Source organism: Ruegeria sp. G2, from assembly GCF_056533505.1.
This window is the reverse complement of record NZ_JBQFON010000003.1, coordinates 24,159-42,815: the sequence shown is the minus strand read 5'-3', so window position 1 is coordinate 42,815 and position 18,657 is coordinate 24,159. Positions and strand designations below refer to the sequence as shown.

Annotated in this window: 14 protein-coding genes; 7 read left to right on the top strand and 7 right to left on the bottom strand. The window is 57.6% G+C overall.

Translation table 11 applies throughout. From position 1 onward, the window contains the following. Positions 1–15: 15 nt before the first annotated feature. The 7 genes from ACR0DU_RS07255 to speB all read left to right on the top strand — a co-directional run bounded on the left by ACR0DU_RS07255 (position 16) and on the right by speB (position 8,944). Positions 16–1,506: a di-heme oxidoreductase family protein gene (locus ACR0DU_RS07255; RefSeq protein ID WP_480873337.1), complete on the top strand. Its 1,491-nt coding sequence runs from the start codon at positions 16–18 to the stop codon at positions 1,504–1,506. A 3-nt stretch (positions 1,507–1,509) separates the two neighbouring features. Then, positions 1,510–2,520: an imelysin family protein gene (locus ACR0DU_RS07250; RefSeq protein WP_480873335.1), complete on the top strand. Its 1,011-nt coding sequence runs from the start codon at positions 1,510–1,512 to the stop codon at positions 2,518–2,520. Positions 2,521–2,523: 3 nt separating this feature from the next. Then, complete coding sequence (locus ACR0DU_RS07245) at positions 2,524–3,609, top strand: DUF1513 domain-containing protein (RefSeq protein ID WP_480457732.1); 1,086 nt, start codon at positions 2,524–2,526, stop codon at positions 3,607–3,609. Positions 3,610–3,711: 102 nt separating this feature from the next. Beyond that, positions 3,712–5,601, top strand: coding sequence for a biosynthetic arginine decarboxylase (gene speA, locus ACR0DU_RS07240; protein WP_480873333.1), 1,890 nt, complete (start codon positions 3,712–3,714; stop codon positions 5,599–5,601). Positions 5,602–5,615: 14 nt separating this feature from the next. Further along, on the top strand, positions 5,616–6,827 hold the full coding sequence (locus tag ACR0DU_RS07235) for a saccharopine dehydrogenase family protein (RefSeq protein ID WP_480873331.1): 1,212 nt from the start codon (positions 5,616–5,618) through the stop codon (positions 6,825–6,827). Positions 6,828–6,935: 108 nt separating this feature from the next. After that, a complete protein-coding gene (gene nspC, locus ACR0DU_RS07230) occupies positions 6,936–8,105 on the top strand; it encodes a carboxynorspermidine decarboxylase (protein WP_480873329.1) in 1,170 nt (389 codons plus the stop codon). Beyond that, on the top strand, positions 8,102–8,944 hold the full coding sequence (speB, locus tag ACR0DU_RS07225; protein ID WP_480873327.1) for an agmatinase: 843 nt from the start codon (positions 8,102–8,104) through the stop codon (positions 8,942–8,944). Before nspC ends, speB begins: the two co-directional genes overlap by 4 nt. Here speB and ACR0DU_RS07220 read toward each other — a convergent pair. From ACR0DU_RS07220 to ACR0DU_RS07190, 7 genes are all read right to left on the bottom strand, one after another. After that, positions 8,941–9,531, bottom strand: a complete 591-nt coding sequence (locus ACR0DU_RS07220; RefSeq protein WP_480873325.1) for an HD domain-containing protein — start codon at positions 9,529–9,531, stop codon at positions 8,941–8,943. The genes speB and ACR0DU_RS07220 overlap by 4 nt on opposite strands. A gap of 85 nt (positions 9,532–9,616) precedes the next feature. Then, entirely contained in the window at positions 9,617–10,750 is a 1,134-nt protein-coding gene (lptF, locus tag ACR0DU_RS07215; RefSeq protein WP_480873323.1) for an LPS export ABC transporter permease LptF, read from the bottom strand. A gap of 72 nt (positions 10,751–10,822) precedes the next feature. Next, on the bottom strand, positions 10,823–12,238 hold the full coding sequence (qhpG, locus tag ACR0DU_RS07210; protein WP_480873321.1) for a flavin-dependent monooxygenase QhpG: 1,416 nt from the start codon (positions 12,236–12,238) through the stop codon (positions 10,823–10,825). 4 nt (positions 12,239–12,242) lie between these two features. Continuing rightward, positions 12,243–13,553, bottom strand: a complete 1,311-nt coding sequence (locus tag ACR0DU_RS07205; RefSeq protein ID WP_480873319.1) for a radical SAM protein — start codon at positions 13,551–13,553, stop codon at positions 12,243–12,245. Continuing rightward, the gene (locus ACR0DU_RS07200) at positions 13,550–15,310 is read right to left on the bottom strand and encodes a ferritin-like domain-containing protein (protein WP_480716501.1); all 1,761 of its coding nucleotides are present in this window, start codon (positions 15,308–15,310) and stop codon (positions 13,550–13,552) included. Before ACR0DU_RS07200 ends, ACR0DU_RS07205 begins: the two co-directional genes overlap by 4 nt. Further along, positions 15,303–16,976, bottom strand: coding sequence for a hypothetical protein (locus ACR0DU_RS07195; protein WP_480873317.1), 1,674 nt, complete (start codon positions 16,974–16,976; stop codon positions 15,303–15,305). The genes ACR0DU_RS07200 and ACR0DU_RS07195 overlap by 8 nt, the downstream gene beginning before the upstream one ends. Before the next feature lie 39 nt (positions 16,977–17,015). Further along, positions 17,016–18,581, bottom strand: a complete 1,566-nt coding sequence (locus ACR0DU_RS07190) for an FAD-binding oxidoreductase (protein WP_480873315.1) — start codon at positions 18,579–18,581, stop codon at positions 17,016–17,018. Positions 18,582–18,657: the final 76 nt, after the last annotated feature.

The following is an 18,657-nucleotide window of genomic DNA, read 5'->3' as shown; positions in this document are numbered from 1 at the left end:
CTCGCCCTGGCATCGGTGGCCGCACTGTCGGCCACCCCCTCCCTCGCGACCGAGCTAAGGGACCCACATCTAAACTTCATTCCCAGAACAGACGAAGAGCGTGCGCGGATTGCTGCGGTGACAGCCTCACCCGAAAAGTTCAGTGCACCCCAGCGGTTCGAAGAATTATCTGCTGGCGCGGCGACTGTACGCGTTCGTACCGATGCCGATGCGTTTTCTCAGCCCTCCGCCAACATCAGTTTCGAACAGGAACTGGATTTCAAAGTAGGCAATGGATTGTTCAAGAAAATCTGGGTCTCATCGCCCTCCTCAACACTGGCTTCAGATGGGTTGGGCCCGCTTTATAACGCCCGCTCGTGCCAGCGGTGCCACATCAAGGATGGGCGCGGCCATACACCTAATGGACCGGATGACAACGCCATTTCGATGTTTCTACGGGTCTCGATTCCTGGCAACCCAGAGGATGCTCCTGCCGAGATTGAGGACTATATCGCCACCTTGCCCGACCCGAATTATGGCGGGCAGATGCAGGATTTCGCACTGGCCGGCCATCCGGCAGAATATCGGTTGAGCATCACATACGAAGAAGTCCCAATCGAGCTGTCCGAAGGTGAAATTGCTTCGCTTCGCCGCCCGACCTACCATGCGGCCGACTTGGGGTATGGCCCATTGCATCCCGACGCCATGCTCAGCCCCCGAGTTGCGCCGCAGATGATCGGCTTGGGATTGCTCGAATCCATCCCGGTTGAGGACCTGTTGGCACGGGCCGATCCTGATGATGAAGATGGCGATGGGATATCGGGACGACCGAACATCGTGTGGTCGTTAGAATTTGGCGAACCGATGATGGGCCGCTTTGGCCACAAAGCCGGAATGCCTACGGTGATGGAGCAATCATCGGCGGCCTTCGCGGGTGATATTGGCATTTCTAGCCCGCTTTACCCTGCCCCCTTCGGCGATTGCACCGAGCTGCAGACCAACTGCATAGATGCCCCGCACGGTGACACTGATGTGCGCGGGTTTGAGATTGACCAAATCGGCATGGATCTCGTCGCTTTTTACAGCCGCAATTTGGGTGTCCCCGCCCGGCGTGAAACTGATGATCCAAAGGTTCTGCGCGGCAAAGAAGTATTCCACACATCTGGCTGTGCCTCTTGTCACACACCTGCCTATGTTACCCATCGAATGCCCGACCGACCCGAACACAGTTTTCAATTGATCTGGCCCTACACTGACCTGCTGCTGCACGACATGGGTGAAGGACTGGCCGATAACCGCCCCGAGGCCCGCGCCACGGGCCGTGAATGGCGTACTCCGCCGCTGTGGGGGATTGGATTGACAGAACGTGTCTCGGGCCACACCCAATTCCTGCACGACGGTCGGGCACGCTCTCTGCTCGAGGCTGTCTTATGGCATGGCGGAGAGGCCCAAACCGCCCGCGACACGGTGGTATCAATGCCCAAGTCTGACCGTGATGCGCTGATCCAATTTCTAGAGAGCCTATAGTTGATGCGAAGCCTTACCCTATTTACCGCTTTGTTGATCCCATTCGGCGCTTATGCGCAGGATCGCGCGCCGATTCTGATGGATGTGACTGAAACACATATCCTGCCGCGCTTTGCGCAATTGGCGGATGCGACTGACACCTTGGCCACCACCGTGCAGGCCGATTGTGAGCCACAATCGGATACCCTGCGTGCAGCCTATTCTGCAGCATTCGATAGCTGGATCTCAGCCAGTCATTTGCGGTTCGGTCCAACCGAGACGGATGATCGGGCCTTTGCCATGGCCTTCTGGCCCGACACCAAAGGTTTCACACCAAAAACCCTGTCCCGGCACATCGAAGACGAAGACACAGCTGTCGAGTCGCCTGCCGCATATGCCGAAACGTCGATTGCCGGGCGCGGATTTCTGGCGCTTGAACGAATGCTGTACGATCCAGCCATGGCCGAACAAGGCAACGCCGCCTATCGCTGCGCGCTGATCCGCGCCATCGCTACCGACATTGATCGGAATGCAGATGCAATGAACGCCGATTGGCAGAGTTTCACACCCAATCTGACCCAACCGGGTGACAACAGCCCCTATCGCTCGGACGATGAGGCGATGCAGGAACTGTACCGGGCGCTAACAACAGGCCTCGAATTCACCGCTGATACGCGGCTTGGTCGCCCCTTGGGCACATTCGAACGTCCTCGTCCAAACCGCGCCGAAGCGCGCCGGTCAAAGCGATCATTGCGCCATGTGGAGCTATCATTGATCGCGCTACGCGATCTGGCCGCCCGCCTGTCCTTTGACCACCCCGAAATCGCAGCTGATCTTGATACAGCCTTTGCACAGGCAATTGCTAGGGCTCAGTCGCTGGATGACCCCGTCTTTGCCAAGGTCGACACACCGCAGGGCCGCATCCGGGTCGAAGCGTTGCAACAATCGATCCACAAGATTCGCGAGATCGCCTCAACCGAGCTTGGTCCAACGCTCGGCATCAGTGCTGGGTTCAACTCACTGGACGGAGACTGAGCTTTGACCAACCGGCGCAATTTCCTTGCAGGTCTTGCCGCTGCCAGCCTGACGCCCGCATCCGGCTGGTCATCGGTGGGCGCGCCTGTTTATCTTGCCGCCGGGCTATTCCCCGATGGCAGCTATCGGCTTTCCGGGCTGGACAACGCAGGCGCCATCTTGTTCTCGATCCCTCTGCCATCACGAGGCCATGCTGCGGCTGCCCATCCGTCCAAGGCGCAAGCCGTCGCCTTTGCACGCCGTCCGGGCACATTCGCCGTTGTGATCGATTGCAAAAGCGGCCGCGTCATCAAACGACTGACAGCCCCAAATGGCCGCCACTTCTACGGGCACGGAACATTCTCGTCCGATGGCACACGGTTCTTCACGACCGAGAACAAATTTGAAGCCGCAGAAGGCGTCATAGGCGTTTGGGACGCCAACAAATTTACTCGGATTGGAGAGTTCGCCTCGGGCGGCGTTGGTCCCCACGACATAAGGCTTATGCCCGGCGTTGACATGCTTGTTATTGCCAATGGCGGTATCGAAACCCACCCCGATACCGGCCGAACAAAGCTTAACTTGCCTACAATGTTACCCAATCTCGCCTATGTCGACATATCGGGTTCGGTATTGGCAAAAGTGGAGTTAACCGGCGCGCAGCACAAAAACTCGATCCGTCATCTTGCTGTGCGTGGCGATGGTCTTGTGGGTTTCGCGATGCAATGGCAGGGCAATCAGACCAAGCACCCACCCTTGTTGGGCTTGCACAAACTTGGCGAAATCCCTCGCCTGCTTTCCGCCCCTGAAAGACAGCAAAGCGACTTGCAGGGGTATGCTGGCAGCATCGCGTTCTCCACCGATGGACATTCAGTTGCAATAACCTGCCCCAGAGGCAACACGCTACATCGCTTCGATGTGACGAGCGGTGCTTTAATGAATGCCTACACGCTTGAGGACGTCTGCGGATTAGGCGCTGGCGCAGAAGGTTTGGTATTCACCACCGGTACCGGTGCCTTTGGGTCTCTGAATGCCGCGCACGCCAAAATCTCGTCTCGGCAGGATTGCCAATGGGACAACCATTTGATCCCAATCCAAACAACCGATTAATACGCAGCGAGAATCCGATTCGCAGTTTATGCTTGGACGAATCGAACCGCTACCGTATTGGCAGGCGCGAAACCTGCACCCTGATTCCAAGGATAAACCTGATTGAAACAACCGCCCATCGCACCGCATTCCATCTACGGGGTTGAGAAATGGGGCAAAGGCCTCATTGAGGTGACGGATCAGGGCGAGATCGGTCTACGTAATCCGATGGTTCCTGATGCCACTGCGATTAGCCTGCCGGGTATCCTAAGTGACTTGGATGATCGGGGCATCAAGGCGCCGATGGTGCTACGTGTGGCGTCTTATCTGGAACATGAGATCGCGCATTTGAATGAAAGTTTCCGCGACGCAATCAAGCGCGTTGACTACAAAGGCCAATATCGCGGCGTTTTCCCGATCAAGGTGAACCAGCAGGCTCAGGTCGTCGATCGGATCGTCGAGTTCGGCAAGAAATACAATTATGGGCTTGAGGCCGGTTCCAAACCCGAACTGGTCGTCGCGCTGGCCCACCGCTTGGCCTCTGAGGCGCTCATTGTCTGCAACGGCGTCAAGGACGCCGAGTTCATCCAGCTCGCAATCCTCAGCCGCAAGATCGGTTTCAATACGGTCATCGTTCTGGAAAGCCCAAAAGAGGCTGACACGGTTATCCAGGTATATAACGAGCTTGGCATCGAGCCCTTGATCGGCGTACGGGTCAAGCTGACCAATCAGATCAGCGGCAAATGGGAAGAAAGTTCGGGCGACCGATCCGCCTTTGGGATGAACACCGACCAACTGGTTGCCACAGTGGACAAGCTGCGTGACGCCGGCCTGCTGCATTGCCTGAAGCTGCAGCACTCACATCTGGGCTCACAGGTACAGGACGTCAACGACGTGCGCCGCGCTGTAGGCGAGGCGTGCCGCTACTATACCGAACTCACGCGCGAAGGCGTACCGCTCACCCATTTGGACCTAGGCGGCGGTATGGGTGTGGATTATACCGGCGAAAAGAAAGCCGCAGAAAATTCAATCAATTATACGGTTGAAGAATACTGCGCAAACGTGGTCGAAACTGTGGCCTATGCCATGGACGAAGCTAAAATCGATCATCCTACGCTTATCACTGAAAGCGGGCGGGCCGTCGTGGCCACATCTTCGATGCTGGTCTTTAATGTTCTGGAGAGCACGCTTTACGACGCCCCGACCGGTCCCGAAGTCGAAGCTGATGATCATCATATGGTCTCGGACCTCGCTGCAGTTCATGGCTATCTAAGCAGCGATCGGCTGCAGGAATGCTGGAACGACGCCACCTTCTACCGCAACGAGCTGCGCGCGCTCTTCCGGCGGGGCTATGTCGACCTGCGCCAGATGGCCCGTGCTGAACGGATCTACCTGTCGCTTATGGCACGCCTCAAGTCTCTGGCTGCAAATGATGATCTGGAGTCGGATGTGGACGACCAATTAGAGAAAGTGGCCGATATCTACCACTGCAACTTCTCACTGTTCCAATCCCTTCCTGACGTTTGGGCCATCGATCAACTTCACCCCATCGTCCCACTACAAGGCCTGAATCAAACGCCTGACCGCCGCGCCGTTCTGTCAGACATCACCTGCGACAGCGACGGCAAGATCGACCGGTTCATTCTGGCCGACGGTGTCTCACCCAGTCTGCCGGTGCATTCCCTGCCCGAAGATGATGAGTACTTCATGGGTGTCTTCTTCGTTGGCGCTTATCAGGAAACCTTGGGCGATCTGCACAACTTATTCGGCGATACCAACGTCGTCACCATCGACCTGCGTGCTGACGGAGGCTTTGATCTGCTGCACGAACAAGAGGGCGACACGATCAGCCAGGTCCTGTCTTACGTGGAATTCGACCCACAGGATTGCGTCGCCGCCTTCCGCAAAATGGTGGACGAGGCGATCTCGACCGGTACTCTGAAAGCCAAGGACCGCAAAACCCTGATGAGCGCCTATCGCGACTCGATCAACGGCTACACCTATTACGAATAAAAAGGAGACAGACCATGGGCAAAACACTGGTTGTCGGCGCGGGCGGCGTATCTCACGCTGCAGTGCACAAGATGGCGATGAATTCGGACATTTTCACCGAAATCACCTTGGCCAGCCGCACAAAATCGAAATGCGACGTCATCGCCAAGGCGGTGAAAGAGCGTGTGGGCGTCGATATCAAGACCGCCGAACTGGACGCTTACAAGGTCGAAGACACGGTCAAGCTGATCAAGGAAACCGGCGCAGAAATCCTTGTGAACCTCGCCCTGCCCTATCAGGATCTGGTGCTGATGGACGCGTGCCTTGAGGCGGGCATCCATTATCTCGACACCGCAAATTATGAGCCCGAGGATGAGGCCAAGTTCGAATACCATTGGCAGTGGGCCTATCAGGATAAGTTCAAAGAGGCCGGTCTGACAGCGATACTCGGCTCTGGCTTCGATCCGGGCGTGACCAGCGTATTCGCCACCTGGCTGAAGAAACATAAGCTGGACACCATTCGTCAGATCGATGTGCTGGACGCTAATGGCGGTTCGAACGATCAGGAATTCGCCACTAACTTCAACCCCGAAATCAACCTGCGCGAAGTGCTGGCCGAAGTACGTCACTGGGAGAACGGCGAATGGAAACATTCCCCCGCCATGACCCATAAGGTCGAGTTCGACTTTCCTGCCATCGGCCCCAAGAACATGTACCTGATGTATCACGAGGAACTGGAATCACTCTCGACCCACTTCCCCGAAATCGAACGCGCCCGCTTCTGGATGACCTTCGGCGATGCCTACATTACCCACGCCAAAGTGCTGGAGAATGTCGGCATGACCCGCATTGATCCGGTTATGCATGACGGCAAGGAAATCATCCCGATCCAGTTCCTGAAAACTCTGCTGCCTGATCCCGGTGACCTGGGTGCAGAAACCAAAGGCAAAGCCTGCATCGGGGACATCGCCACGGGCCAGGCCAAAGACGGCTCGGGCGAGAGAACCTATTACATCTACAACATCTGCGACCACGAGGAATGCTATGCCGAGGTCGGCAGCCAAGCCGTCAGCTACACCACCGGCGTACCCGCGATGATCGGTGCCGCACAGGTGCTGAAAGGCAACTGGGTGCAGCCCGGCGTCTGGAACATGGAACAGCTGGATCCAGACAACTTCATGGACATGCTGAACGAACACGGCCTGCCGTGGCAGGTCCACGAGCTCGACGGCCCGGTCGAGTTCTGATCCCTCAGGGTCGGTCTGAACGACCACACTGTTTCATCTGGCCCAAAATATCCGGGGGGTCCGGGGGGTTGGTTCCCCGGACCTCTCCACCCAACGGAGACGCCGGCTATGTCCGACATGATGACCACGCAGGCCGGCGACGCCGGAGCCTTTCGCAACTTCGATCTAAGCCGGGTTCCCACGCCGTGCTTTGTGGTCGACGAAATAGCCGTCGAGCGGAATCTGAGCATGCTCGCCGAGATCGGCAACCGCTCAGGCGCGCATGTCCTGAGCGCGCTCAAAGCCTTCTCAATGTTCTCGCTCGCCCCATTGGTCCGCCAATACCTCGGCGGCACCTGCGCGAGCGGTATCTATGAGGCACGTTTGGGTCGTGAAGAATATGGCGGCGAGGTCGCGACCTTCTGCGCCGGGTACAAAGACGCAGACATAGATGAAATTCTCACTCTGTCCGACCATATCATCTTTAACTCTCCGGCTCAGAAGGATCGCTTCCTCTTCAAAGCCCAGGCAGCAGGCGTACAGGTTGGCCTGCGTATCAACCCCGAGCACTCCGAGGGTGAGATCCCCAAATACGACCCCTGCGCACCTTGCTCACGTCTCGGCACGCCTGTCAGCCAATTGACCGCAGACGCCCTGACCGGCGTCGATGGGTTGCACATGCACACACTCTGCGAACAGGGGTTCGAGCCGCTGCAACGAACTTGGGACGCTGTGGAACCCAAATTCGCCCCCTTCATGGACCAGCTCAAGTGGCTGAACTTCGGCGGCGGCCATCATATCACCCGCGATGACTATGACCGCGACGGGCTGGTGGCCTTCATCAAAGCCATCCGCGCAAAACACAACGTCGACGTCTATCTCGAACCCGGGGAGGCGGTGGCGTTGGACGCGGGCATTCTGATCGGAGAAATCCTCGACCTACCAACAAATGGCATGAACCTCGCAATCACCGATATTTCGGCCACCTGCCACATGCCCGACGTGATCGAAGCGCCGTATCGCCCCGCCCTGATGGACGAGGCCGCGTCAGGCCATACCTACCGTCTGGGCGGTCCGTCCTGTCTGGCCGGCGATGTGATTGGCGATTACACATGGGACAAGCCTCTGGAGATCGGCCAGCGCTTTGCTTTCCTCGATCAGGCGCATTACTCGATGGTCAAGACCAACACCTTCAACGGTGTTCCCCTGCCCACCATCGCCTTATGGAACAGCGAAACAGACGAACTGAAAATCATCAAAAAGTTCAGCTATGACGACTTTAAGGACCGCCTTTCATGAGCATTTTTCTTGATAGTGAACTGACCACATCCGAGCGCACCGAGGACGCCCGCTTTCGCGTGATCCCGGTGCCTCTGGAGCGCACGGTCTCTTACGGATCCGGCACCGCAAAAGGGCCTGAGGCGATCATTGAGGCCAGCAACGAGTTGGAGCGCATCATGGGCCACGCAGAACCTTGCGTAGAAGGCATTTTCACCGAGAAACCCATCGATTGCGACGCCGCCCTGCCCGAAGTCATGGAACGCCTCGCCCAACGCACCGAAGCCGCCATCCTTGCGGGCAAAGTGCCCGTGACCTTGGGCGGGGAACATTCGCTCAGTTTTGGTGCAGTGATGGGTGTCGCCCGTGCGCTAAACCAGCCCATCGGCATCGTCCAGATCGACGCCCATGCTGATCTGCGCAACGCCTATCAGGGAGAGAAACACTCTCACGCCTCAGTTATGCACCTTTTGGCCGAAGAAGGCATCCGGCTGGCGCAATTCGGCGTTCGTGCCTTCTCGACCGAGGAGGCGCAGAGCCGTCTGAAGAACCGCATTTTCCATGTGGACGCCGAAGAATTGGTGACTGGTAATATCCATTCGGTCGACCTGCCCGAGGATTTTCCCAAACTGATTTATGTCAGCTTTGACGTGGACGGGCTGGATCCATCACAAATGCCTGCGACCGGCACGCCCGTACCTGGGGGGCTGGGATACTATCAGGCGCTGCGCCTGGTCGAGCACGCCCTGAAGGGCCGGAAATGTGTGGGCTTCGATGTGGTCGAGTTGGCCCCAGACGGCAATGCCGCCTGGGACTTTACCGCCGCTCAGATCGTCTATCGACTGATGGCCGCTTGTTAACCTTCTGACGTCTCGTTCAACTCCATATGCCCCTCGCCCTTGCTTAAGACGCGGCGTAGCATGGGTTCGAAGAACTCCAGCGGCTTTGTTGGATAATCAGGGTCAAACGCTTTCTGATCGTATTCGTGGCAGAAATATCGGCAGTCCTCCCAATACGGGCTGTCGCGATAGTTGTCGCGCGCATTCCGGTCACCGCCGAGATGGTGATTATAGTAATATCCCTGAAACACACAGTGGTGCTTGAGGATCCAATGGGTTCTCGCGCTTACATATGGCTTCATCATCGCAGCTGATAATTCACCGTGATTATAAGGCGACAGGATATCGCCAGTGTCATGGATCAAAGCTGCTACAACCAGCTCTTCATCGGCACCATCCTCATAAGCGCGTGTCGCGGCTTGCAGGCTGTGTTGGTAACGATTCACTGGATAAGGCGTCCAGTCTTCGTCTAGCGATCGGATGGCATCCAAAATACGATCTGGCAGAGCCGCGTTATAGGCCTCTTCATACTCCATGACCGCATCCCAATCGGCCTTCGTTGCCTTTTCAAAACTGGTCCAGGTGGGTTTGTGGGTTTTGTCCAGCATGGCGCGCTCCTGTGGCTGCTTTCGCGCCTAGATTAGACAGACCGATCAACAACGCAAAAGAATTCGACGCGACAAACACCAAGTATCATACAGAGGAAATGGCGCCGGTGCCGGATGACTTACGGAACAAGGGGCGTCCGGCAATAGTCAGGAACAATCCTGACAAAACGACGCCTAGTATCGCCGGAAGGTAAAGCAAAATCCACAAACGTGGATCTCCGATCACAACAGGTGAAACAAACCCCCTAACGCCTTCCAACAATACGAGAATCGTGAAGGCTCCGAGTATCTGGGGCCACAAGCCAAAACGCGAAAAACTGCCGAGCATGAGCGCCGAATAGCCGACCAAGGCAACCGCAATACAAATAGCGATCCATGAGAATCGCTGATGCAGTTCATCAACCAGATGCCCGACGCTGTGGTCATCTTTCACGGCAACAGCTTCCCGATCCCAGATCAGCTCGATCGTAGGTATCGCCTCAAGGCTCCGGTGGCCCATTTCCGAGTTCAGTGTCAGCTCTGAAATATCGTAGGATGCATCTTCGAACAACGTTGATGACAACGTGTTGCCAGCCTCATCAAATCGCAGCGCAACCCCGTCTAGCATAACCAGATGAATGCCTGAGGTCTGGTTGACCAGATAAGCTGTGGTGCTGGAATAGCTGACGGGATTTATCGCTTCTCGCCGGTCCGAAACAAAGACCTCGCGCAGCGTTCCGTCCAGATCAATACTGCCAATATAGACGGTTACACCGTCTGCCGGGTGCAGGAATTCGCCTTCATTCAGTAGCTGAGCAGTCACATCACCAGCGACTTCATCCTGTCTTTGTTCCAGCTGATCAACCGATGCAGGCCGAAGAAACACACTGATGACCGCCATTATCAACCCAGCGCTCAGCCCGAACATCAAAACCGCGCGCGCCAGACGCCAAGGGCTCGATCCGGTCGCCAACATCACCATCATCTCACTTTCCCGGCTCAAGCGGTTGGTCGCGTAAACAGCGGCGGCGAACACCGCCATCGGCATAACCGTCCGGATCAGTGTCGGTAGGGTTAGCGCGGTGAATTCCAGAAACACCATTGCAGACTGGCCGCCGCTGATCACGCGGTCAAACAGGCTGACCGAACGTGTGATCCAGAAGACACCGACAAGGACCAGTGTGAAAAAGCCAAACAGCACCAGCAATTGCCGCAGGAAATACCCATCAAAACGCGACATACGACCTCTTGTTACTTGGCGGTTGGCGTTGCGGCGAAGCTTATGCCATTCGGATGGCAGAGGGAACCGTGATTAATCCCGATCAGTTACCGGGATCAGTATGCGATGGTGCCAAAGCCAGTCCAGAATGCGAGCCGCTCGTTCGGCATCGAGTGTATCTGACCAACATGCAACGATCTTGCTCGCGTTTTGTGGCCAATGTAAGCGCTGCAACAGAAGGCCAAGCGAAGCACCCTCGAGATTTGCGACAGGCCGCTGCAGATTTGGGTGCTTCAAAACAAGTCCCGGCTCAATATGCGCGGCGACCTGAACCCCAGACGTAATCAGCTTTGCTTTCGAAGACAGGGTCAGGGCCAGATCGTTGCGCAACATCTCTGGGTTAGGGTCGGTTCGAGGCGATTTGAGCCAGTCCAACGGATGTGCGCGCTCGGCCCAGAACGGCGAAGGACTGACCGCATGCTGCCTCGCATAGAAATCTGCCGACAGCGCAGCGTGGGTCTGTACACGCTCAAACTGGCGGTCTGTGTAGAATGTCAAAGCCAGTTCGCTGTGTTCGGGCGTATCCAGCAGCGCGTTTATCACTGCTGCGGCCTGCACTGCCTGCCCCATGGCCAATTGCACCCCTTGCGATGATAAAGCGTCGACCGAGAAACTGGCTTCCCCGACCCGGAGAAGATCTCGCGCCGGAGGTGTGACCTCGGTTCGGCTGGTTGCGTCCACCCTCCGGACTGGCCCGATCCGGCGCTGTTCCAGACAAGGGGATAACAAGGTCGATTGCGCCAACAGGTTCAGGTAAAGATCGCGCCGGTCCGCAGGTGAAAGCCCTGTGCAGCTCTCGGGTTCAACAAAAACCATTGCATTGACCACCCCACCCGGCAACAGCGCACCCCAGTACCAGTGCGACTTGCCTGCTTCGACCCGCGCTTGTGGGCCGAAGCCTGGGGGAACCTGCCAATAAGCATAGAGCGCCAATAAAGGCTGAGAGGCTGATCGAAACCTGCGGCCCAGCCCGGCTTGCCGGCCTGCGGCATCCAGAAGGATCCGAGCCTGAACCTGGAATGCTTCCGTATCGCTGCGGACTGGTATTTCCCAGCCTGATCTTCCGCGCATCGGGCGGTATGCCCGTGCGGGCTGGATGATCTCAACTCCCGCCGCCCGCACGGCTTGCAGCAGTACCGCATCAAACTGGCCTCGATCCACTAACAGACCGGGGTAATCGCCGTCAGCACCGCGACGCTCAAACGTTCCGGCCCAATGCAGGATCGATCCGCTTGCGCGCAGAAACCCGGCTTGCGCCACGGTTTCTTCGACGCCCAGAAGGTTCAGGATCGGCCAGATTGATGGTGGCAGAGATTCTCCGACATGCTGGCGCGGAAAGGTTTGTCTTTCGACCAGGCAGACACGGCGACCCAGTTGAGCTAACCTCAGCGCCGCCGCGCTGCCTGCTGGGCCGCCACCGATTACGCAGATTTCAGTCTCAATGATCATCCGATCAGGCAGAGGCGGCCTGCGTAGGCACGCCAAAATAATCGGGCCTTACTTCGGACAAGCGGACATAGGCCTGAAGGCAATAGTGCAGCCAGCCGCGAATGTAGTCGCAGGCTGGACGTCCGCGGTGGATGACCTCGTGATGACACCCACCGCCACATAAATACCGCGCCCAGCACGTATTGCACGGTGACTGGGTGTGCACATGACGGTCCGCCAACCAGTTTTCCCGTCGCAAGTCGGGGCCATCATAGACATCGCCCATGGCTCCGGCTTCGTCCTCGACAAAGCGATGGCAGGCAAACAGGCCGCCATCGGCGGACACGCCGAAATATCCGCCCCCTGCCCCGCAGGCATAGGGCCGATGCGTACCGCGATGGATTTCCTGCATCGCCGCTGCCATATTCGAGAACGGATAGCGCCGCCCTTCGATCACCGCCGCTTCGAACACCTCACCGCAACGGATCATCTGGGTCAGCATTTCATCCAAATCGTTGCGGTCCAGCTCATGCTGGCCATTGGGTGAGGCCAGCATCGGTGAAAAACCAATGGAGTGAAATCCCATCCCCACGAACTGCTCCAGCGTCTCTGGCAGGTTCATATTCTGCGGCGTGACCGTCACCCGGGCATCGACCTGCATCCGGTGCTGTGCGGCCAGAAGCGGCTCGACCCGTTTCAGGATCATGTCGAAACTGCCCCGCCCTCCTCGATTTGGGCGCAGTTTGTCGTGAACCTTGCCCACGCCATCCAGACTAATGGTGACCGCAAATCCATGTGCCTCAAAAAACGCGGCATCCTCGGGTCGCAGTAAGGTTCCATTGGTGGTGATCGAAAAGCCAACGCTCAATCCGTTTGCCTGCGCCTGTTTCACAGCATAGTCCGTGGTTCGATGCACAAGATCACGGTTGATTAAAGGTTCTCCGCCCAGATAGGCGAGGTTGATCCGCACACCGGGTTCGGCTTCGGCCACCAGCCGATCAACCGAGGCCTTGGCGACCTCCCACTCCATATTCCGCGCGGGGCCGCCAAATTCGCCACCCGCCGCATAGCAATAGGTGCAGGCCAGATTGCATTTCTGCGCCACGGCCAGTGACAGCGAGCGCACGGGCAGGTCCTGTGGCATTGTATCGTCGATGAATGGAGTACCATCCAACCCCATGGACCTGAGGAAAGCACTTTGGCCCGCGGTGTTCATCGCCTCAAACCGGCCCGCCGTGCCCTCGGGGACGTCGAAGACGCGCGAGCCATCGATGGCGAGCATGTGATCTCCATGCCCTGTTTCGAAGAAATGCACCTGTGCGGCGGGTGCGATCACGCCTTGCCCTCCGTCCAGAAGGGAATGCCGATCCCTTGGGCCGCCAGCGCTTCGCCCTCGACCCGGAACAGCTTCATGTCATCGCGCACCTGCTGGATAAAGGTCTGAGACTCTTCGAATTTGCCATCCGCTTCAAGCGTATAGGCATTGGCCAACCCATCCTTGACCTTAGCGTAGAGTTCCAACGCTGTTTTGGCCTGCTCTTCGGTCCCGACCTTAATCGGGCGCAAGTAAGCAGGAGTACCTTCGCCGGTATCGTACTTGGCCAGAACATCCTTCATCTGGCTAAAGCGCAGGAAATGCTCGTCCCCGTCGGTGTCGATCCGCACCGCCAGCGCATAGAGACGGCGCTCGGGGAATAAGTCCGCCTGCTCCAGCGTTGCAACACATTGCGCATAGGCGCGGTCGATAAAGCCACCGGGACGCTCGATCTCGATGAAATCCGCAAGCGCCTCAGCCGTCAGTGGCCTCAGCGCGCGGGGCTGCGTCTTACCCTTACCCGCAGGGAGAGTTTCAGACGGGGTCAGGATGGGTTCATACCCTTCTGGCTCAAGCTCCCACAGCAGTTGGTTCGCCCAGCGCATATGGGTCATCTCGCCAATCGCGACCTCCAGCACGGAACGCCGGGCAAAGATCAGGTCGTCCTTCAGTGTCGGCCATTTCTGGGTGTCCGCCGTTTCGGGATCCGCCAACGAGAAATAGGCATAGAGATACTGCAGGCTCAGCGTCATCTCCATCGCGGCCAGGCGCGTCTTAAGGTCCTCGATCATCGTCTCCGGCGTGTCATAGGGTTCCACGCCCGGCATTTCGGGATCAACCTCGTAAACCTCGCCCGTTTCGCGACTTTCGACGACGATGGGCAGCTCGCTCCACATCTGGTTAACCTGATAGTGGTCGATCTGATAGGGGCGGTTCTGTTCCACCGTATTCAGCGCTGCGACATTGCCGGACGGAGATTTGTCCGAGCGCAGCCAGTCCAGATAGGTCTCGGCTTCGATCGGGTTCTTCGACTGGCCCGATGGCAGCTGGTCGTCATGTGCCACCTCGGCCATCACCACATCGGGGTGGTTTGAGGGCCAGTAGTGGCAGCCGCAATCGCGGAAGTCATGGGACCACGGATTGCACAGGCTCTGCGTCAATTCACCGGGGTCATAGGCTTCGCTGAAGACCCCCGCCTCGGTTCTATACTGGCGCCGAAACCCGTGCAGGACCACCTGCTCAGTATCCACAATGCCTTCGTGATTACGCCGCTCCAGAGCAATACTGACCGGTTTGTCATCGCCATGTTCCAGACTGCGGATAAACCGCCAGATCATCAGCCCGTCATAGGGCGTGCCGTCTTCCTCCTTGAAAGTGATGCGCTTGCCGCTTTGTTCGACCCATGACAGGAACCAGCGCCCTTGGCTGAGCTTTACGCCCACGTCGCCGCTGTAGGCCTCCAGCAAGGTCTGCACCCATTCTTCGGGGCTGTTGTCAGGCAGCATCGGGTCGTAGAAATAATCGACAAAAACCAGATGGAAGCCCTGTGAATTCTTCGGCGCCTCGGGCACGGGGTTCAGCGGCACCCGTGCGGCGTTGAAAACCAGACCGGGGAAAAAACGCCGATCAAGATTGCGTACATCCATTTCCAGACCGGGAAAGCAATTGCCCACCGATCCATCTAGTCGCGTGTTGTCAGGGTTGCCCGGTACCTTATAGGCCGCGCGGGCGGTCAGGTTGCGGGGTTTGACGCGGATTTGGCCGGGTTGATCAGACATTCTGAGCCTCCGATTCCTGTGCAACCAGATAGTCGATGAACGAGATCACCAGATGGTATTGCCTGCGTGACAGGGATAGCGGGTAATAGTTGGAATCACGCATATAAGGCGGCATCCGCGCATCGTGCATCGAGTCGCGGATGATCCGGGGATCGCGGAACTCCGGGTTCGGGGCCTGATCGGGGTTCGGGTCGGTCTCAAGTTCGGTCAGGATGCCGTAGGGCGGGCGCAGCAGCGTTTTCACGAAATCCGGGCGGCGGCGTAGGAAATCCAGCAGATTCGCCTCGTCAATCAGTTGCTCATGCACGAATTTCGTGGCTACGGTATAAGGTAGCCGGTCATTGGGCACCGAGTTCGAGAAGACCGAGATCGGCTGCGGTCGGATCAGTTCGTCGATCTTGTCGGGCGGCCTTGCATCCTCTTCCGTCATGGATTTTGCGTCGGTTGATGGCAGGCCCGGCGTCGGGGAAATCCCGGTCTTGGCCTGCAGCTTGGCATTATCTTTCAGACCCTGCGCGCGGATATCGTCGAGGTTGATCAAGCTGTTGGTCTCAAAGGCGCGGCGGAAAATATCGACCACCTCGTCCTTGGCCTGCGTGTAGTTTTCTTTGGTCACTGAAATCAACGACAGATCACGGTCTGCCAGATCATCTTCAAGGCTGTAAAACGGCCTAGCATCCGGCGCAAAATCGGGTGGGCCGGTCATGATCGTCGCGCGCGCCGTCAAGCGCTCGCCACGCACGGCGAGCGTTGCTTCGATCACGCCATCACTGGTGTCGTCTGCCACGCCCCAGGACTGGTCATTGCCGACGCGCGCACCGTCGTAACTGTCATGCGGCTCTGGGTCATCTGAGGTGCCGGACATCATGACCCATTTCGACCAAGGAGTGTCGGGGTTCAGGATGCGGTTCTGTTCGGGCACTATTTCATGGATACGGCCATATTCCGATTTCGGCGGGTCGTTCTGGTATCCCGGAACCGCCAGCGTCGCCGGGCCGTAGGCTGCATCGGGCGGGCCATAAACCTCGCCCTTGGGGGGCATGAACCGCAGACGCAGGATGCTGCGGTCGATGAATTCTCCCTCGACCGGTTCATCATGACCCTGCACCGGATGGATCGCGCGGATCGAGCCCAGCGGGATCGGGTTGTGCTCATAGACCATCGGCTGCTGTTCCGAGGTGTAGGGGCTAAAAGCCAGCAGGGGTTTCGGGGCGAAATCCTGCCCCGCAATCTCGACCCGAGCGCGAAATCCGCAGGCCGCGTCACCAGTCCGACGCTCTGCCTTGGTGTTTCCGACGGTGACCGAATAACGCACGTTCTGCAGCGACAGCCCCTGACCGTCGAGCAGATCCAGCGTTACCGGCGTCTCATATTCCTCGCCCGTCTCGGCGTCATGCATCCGCGCCCACAACTCAAAGAACGGAGCAACCGGACGCAATGCGCCGCCTTCGTCGCGAAAGCGGATCGTGTCGGGGTCGGGAAGATAGGCCGATACGCTGCCATCTTCGACTTCGTGCAGGGTTATGTTCGAGCGGATGACCGTCTTGTTGTTGCCATGGGCATCTATGTCCTGCTGCCACTCATAGCTTTCCAGCGGTGTTTCACCCGGCCCCAGGCGAGCAACCGCCATGGGTGGCAGAAAGAAAATCTCTCGGATGGTATCCATGCTGGGCCCTCCCCCGTTCGGCCTTGGCTGCCCCCGCTTTCAGGGGTTCGAATAGGTCTCATAAGTGATGGTCATATCATCAAAGATCGACTCGGACGTGTCGCGGATAATGTCCGGCGGCGCATCATCCGGCACCGGTGAAATGCTCTGCTGATAGTGGAAGAAATTGCCCGGATCGAATTTCTGCTTCACGAACAGCAGTGAGTTGAAATATTCGCCCCAATACTGCCAGCGATAGTTCTTTTGCGTCCGACGAGGGTAGTTCTGATAGACCCGGTCGATGAAATAACCTTCCTCGGTCATCAGTTCCATGAACCCGTCGAGCCAGGGCACGACGATCTCTTTTTCTTCTTCCGACACCCAGAACACATCAACGTAGAAGTTCAGCGAAACATCACGGTGGATGAAGGCGTTACCCTCTTTGCCCAGTGGCATCCGGTTGATCGCGCCGCCATAGGGTTCGATCGCAACCGCGCCATAGGCGTTGGGCGTGCTGTCGAGGTAGTCCACGACGCGCTGCCATTCGCCCGCGTTGAGCTGGCGTTTGATATACCCGGCCTGCTTATCTTCGCGCGCCTGATCGGGCACGACAGGGATGTCGTACTTGTCGTCGTAAAGCCACGAGTTGATTTCCTGATAGGTGCCATAATTCCGGTCATCAGGCCCCATCTCGCCGCCGATTTCTTCGCTGAGCAAGGGCTGGATAAATGCGTTACCCTCTTCGGCCGTCCCATCATAAAGCGCCGACACCAGCAGCACTTTCTTATCGCCCTGAAAAGCAAGGAAAATATAAGCTCCGAACCGATCATCATCGCAGGTGCTCATATAATTGGCCTGAAGGAACTCCAACGCCTTTGCGGCTTTGTCCAGCGGCCATGTGATATGGCAGCCCCAGACCATAAACAGCGGGTGCAGCTGGTAACGGATCTCCAACAACACCCCAAAATTGTTGCCCGTCCCGCCCCGGATGGCCCAGAACAGGTCGGGGTTCGTGTTTTTGTCCGCGATCACTATGCTGCCATCCCACAGCATCACGGTTACGCCCAGGACATTGTCGCAAGCCATCCCGTAGCGGCGAGAGGTAAAGCCATAACCGCCACCCATCATGAAGCCTGCGACGCAGACATCCTGACAGGCCCCGCCCGGCACATGCAGGTGATAGGAATTCAACTCAGAGTTCAGCATCTTGAACGGCGTACCCGGACCGACATAAGCCATCGGCGCCTCAGGATCGACGGTGACATACCGCATTTTGCTGGTGTCCAGCACCATCTGGTTGTTGACCGAATACCCCGCCGTGCTGTGGCGACCAGACCGTGCCACAACCCACAAGTCGTGCTCACGTGCGAAAGCAAGACTGGCGCGCACATCCTGAATTGTCTCGCAATAGACGATGATCTCAGGGTAATCCTGAAAGGCCGGATTCCAAACCTGCCGGTCATTGTTGTAGTCGGGGTCGGTGGGCAGAGTGACCGTTCCGATCAGTTTCCTTTCAAACGCGCGTATCTGCTCGGGCGTGATCGAGTGATATTGCTGCAGCGCCAGATCAGTGCGGCTTTGCGCCACAATATCCTTGGCCAGAAGCGTTTTGCTGATCTTCTTCATCGGGTCTCCTCACACCAAATGAATTGGTAGCGTGGAAACGCATATCCCCACGCCACAACTATGAATTTTCGGTATC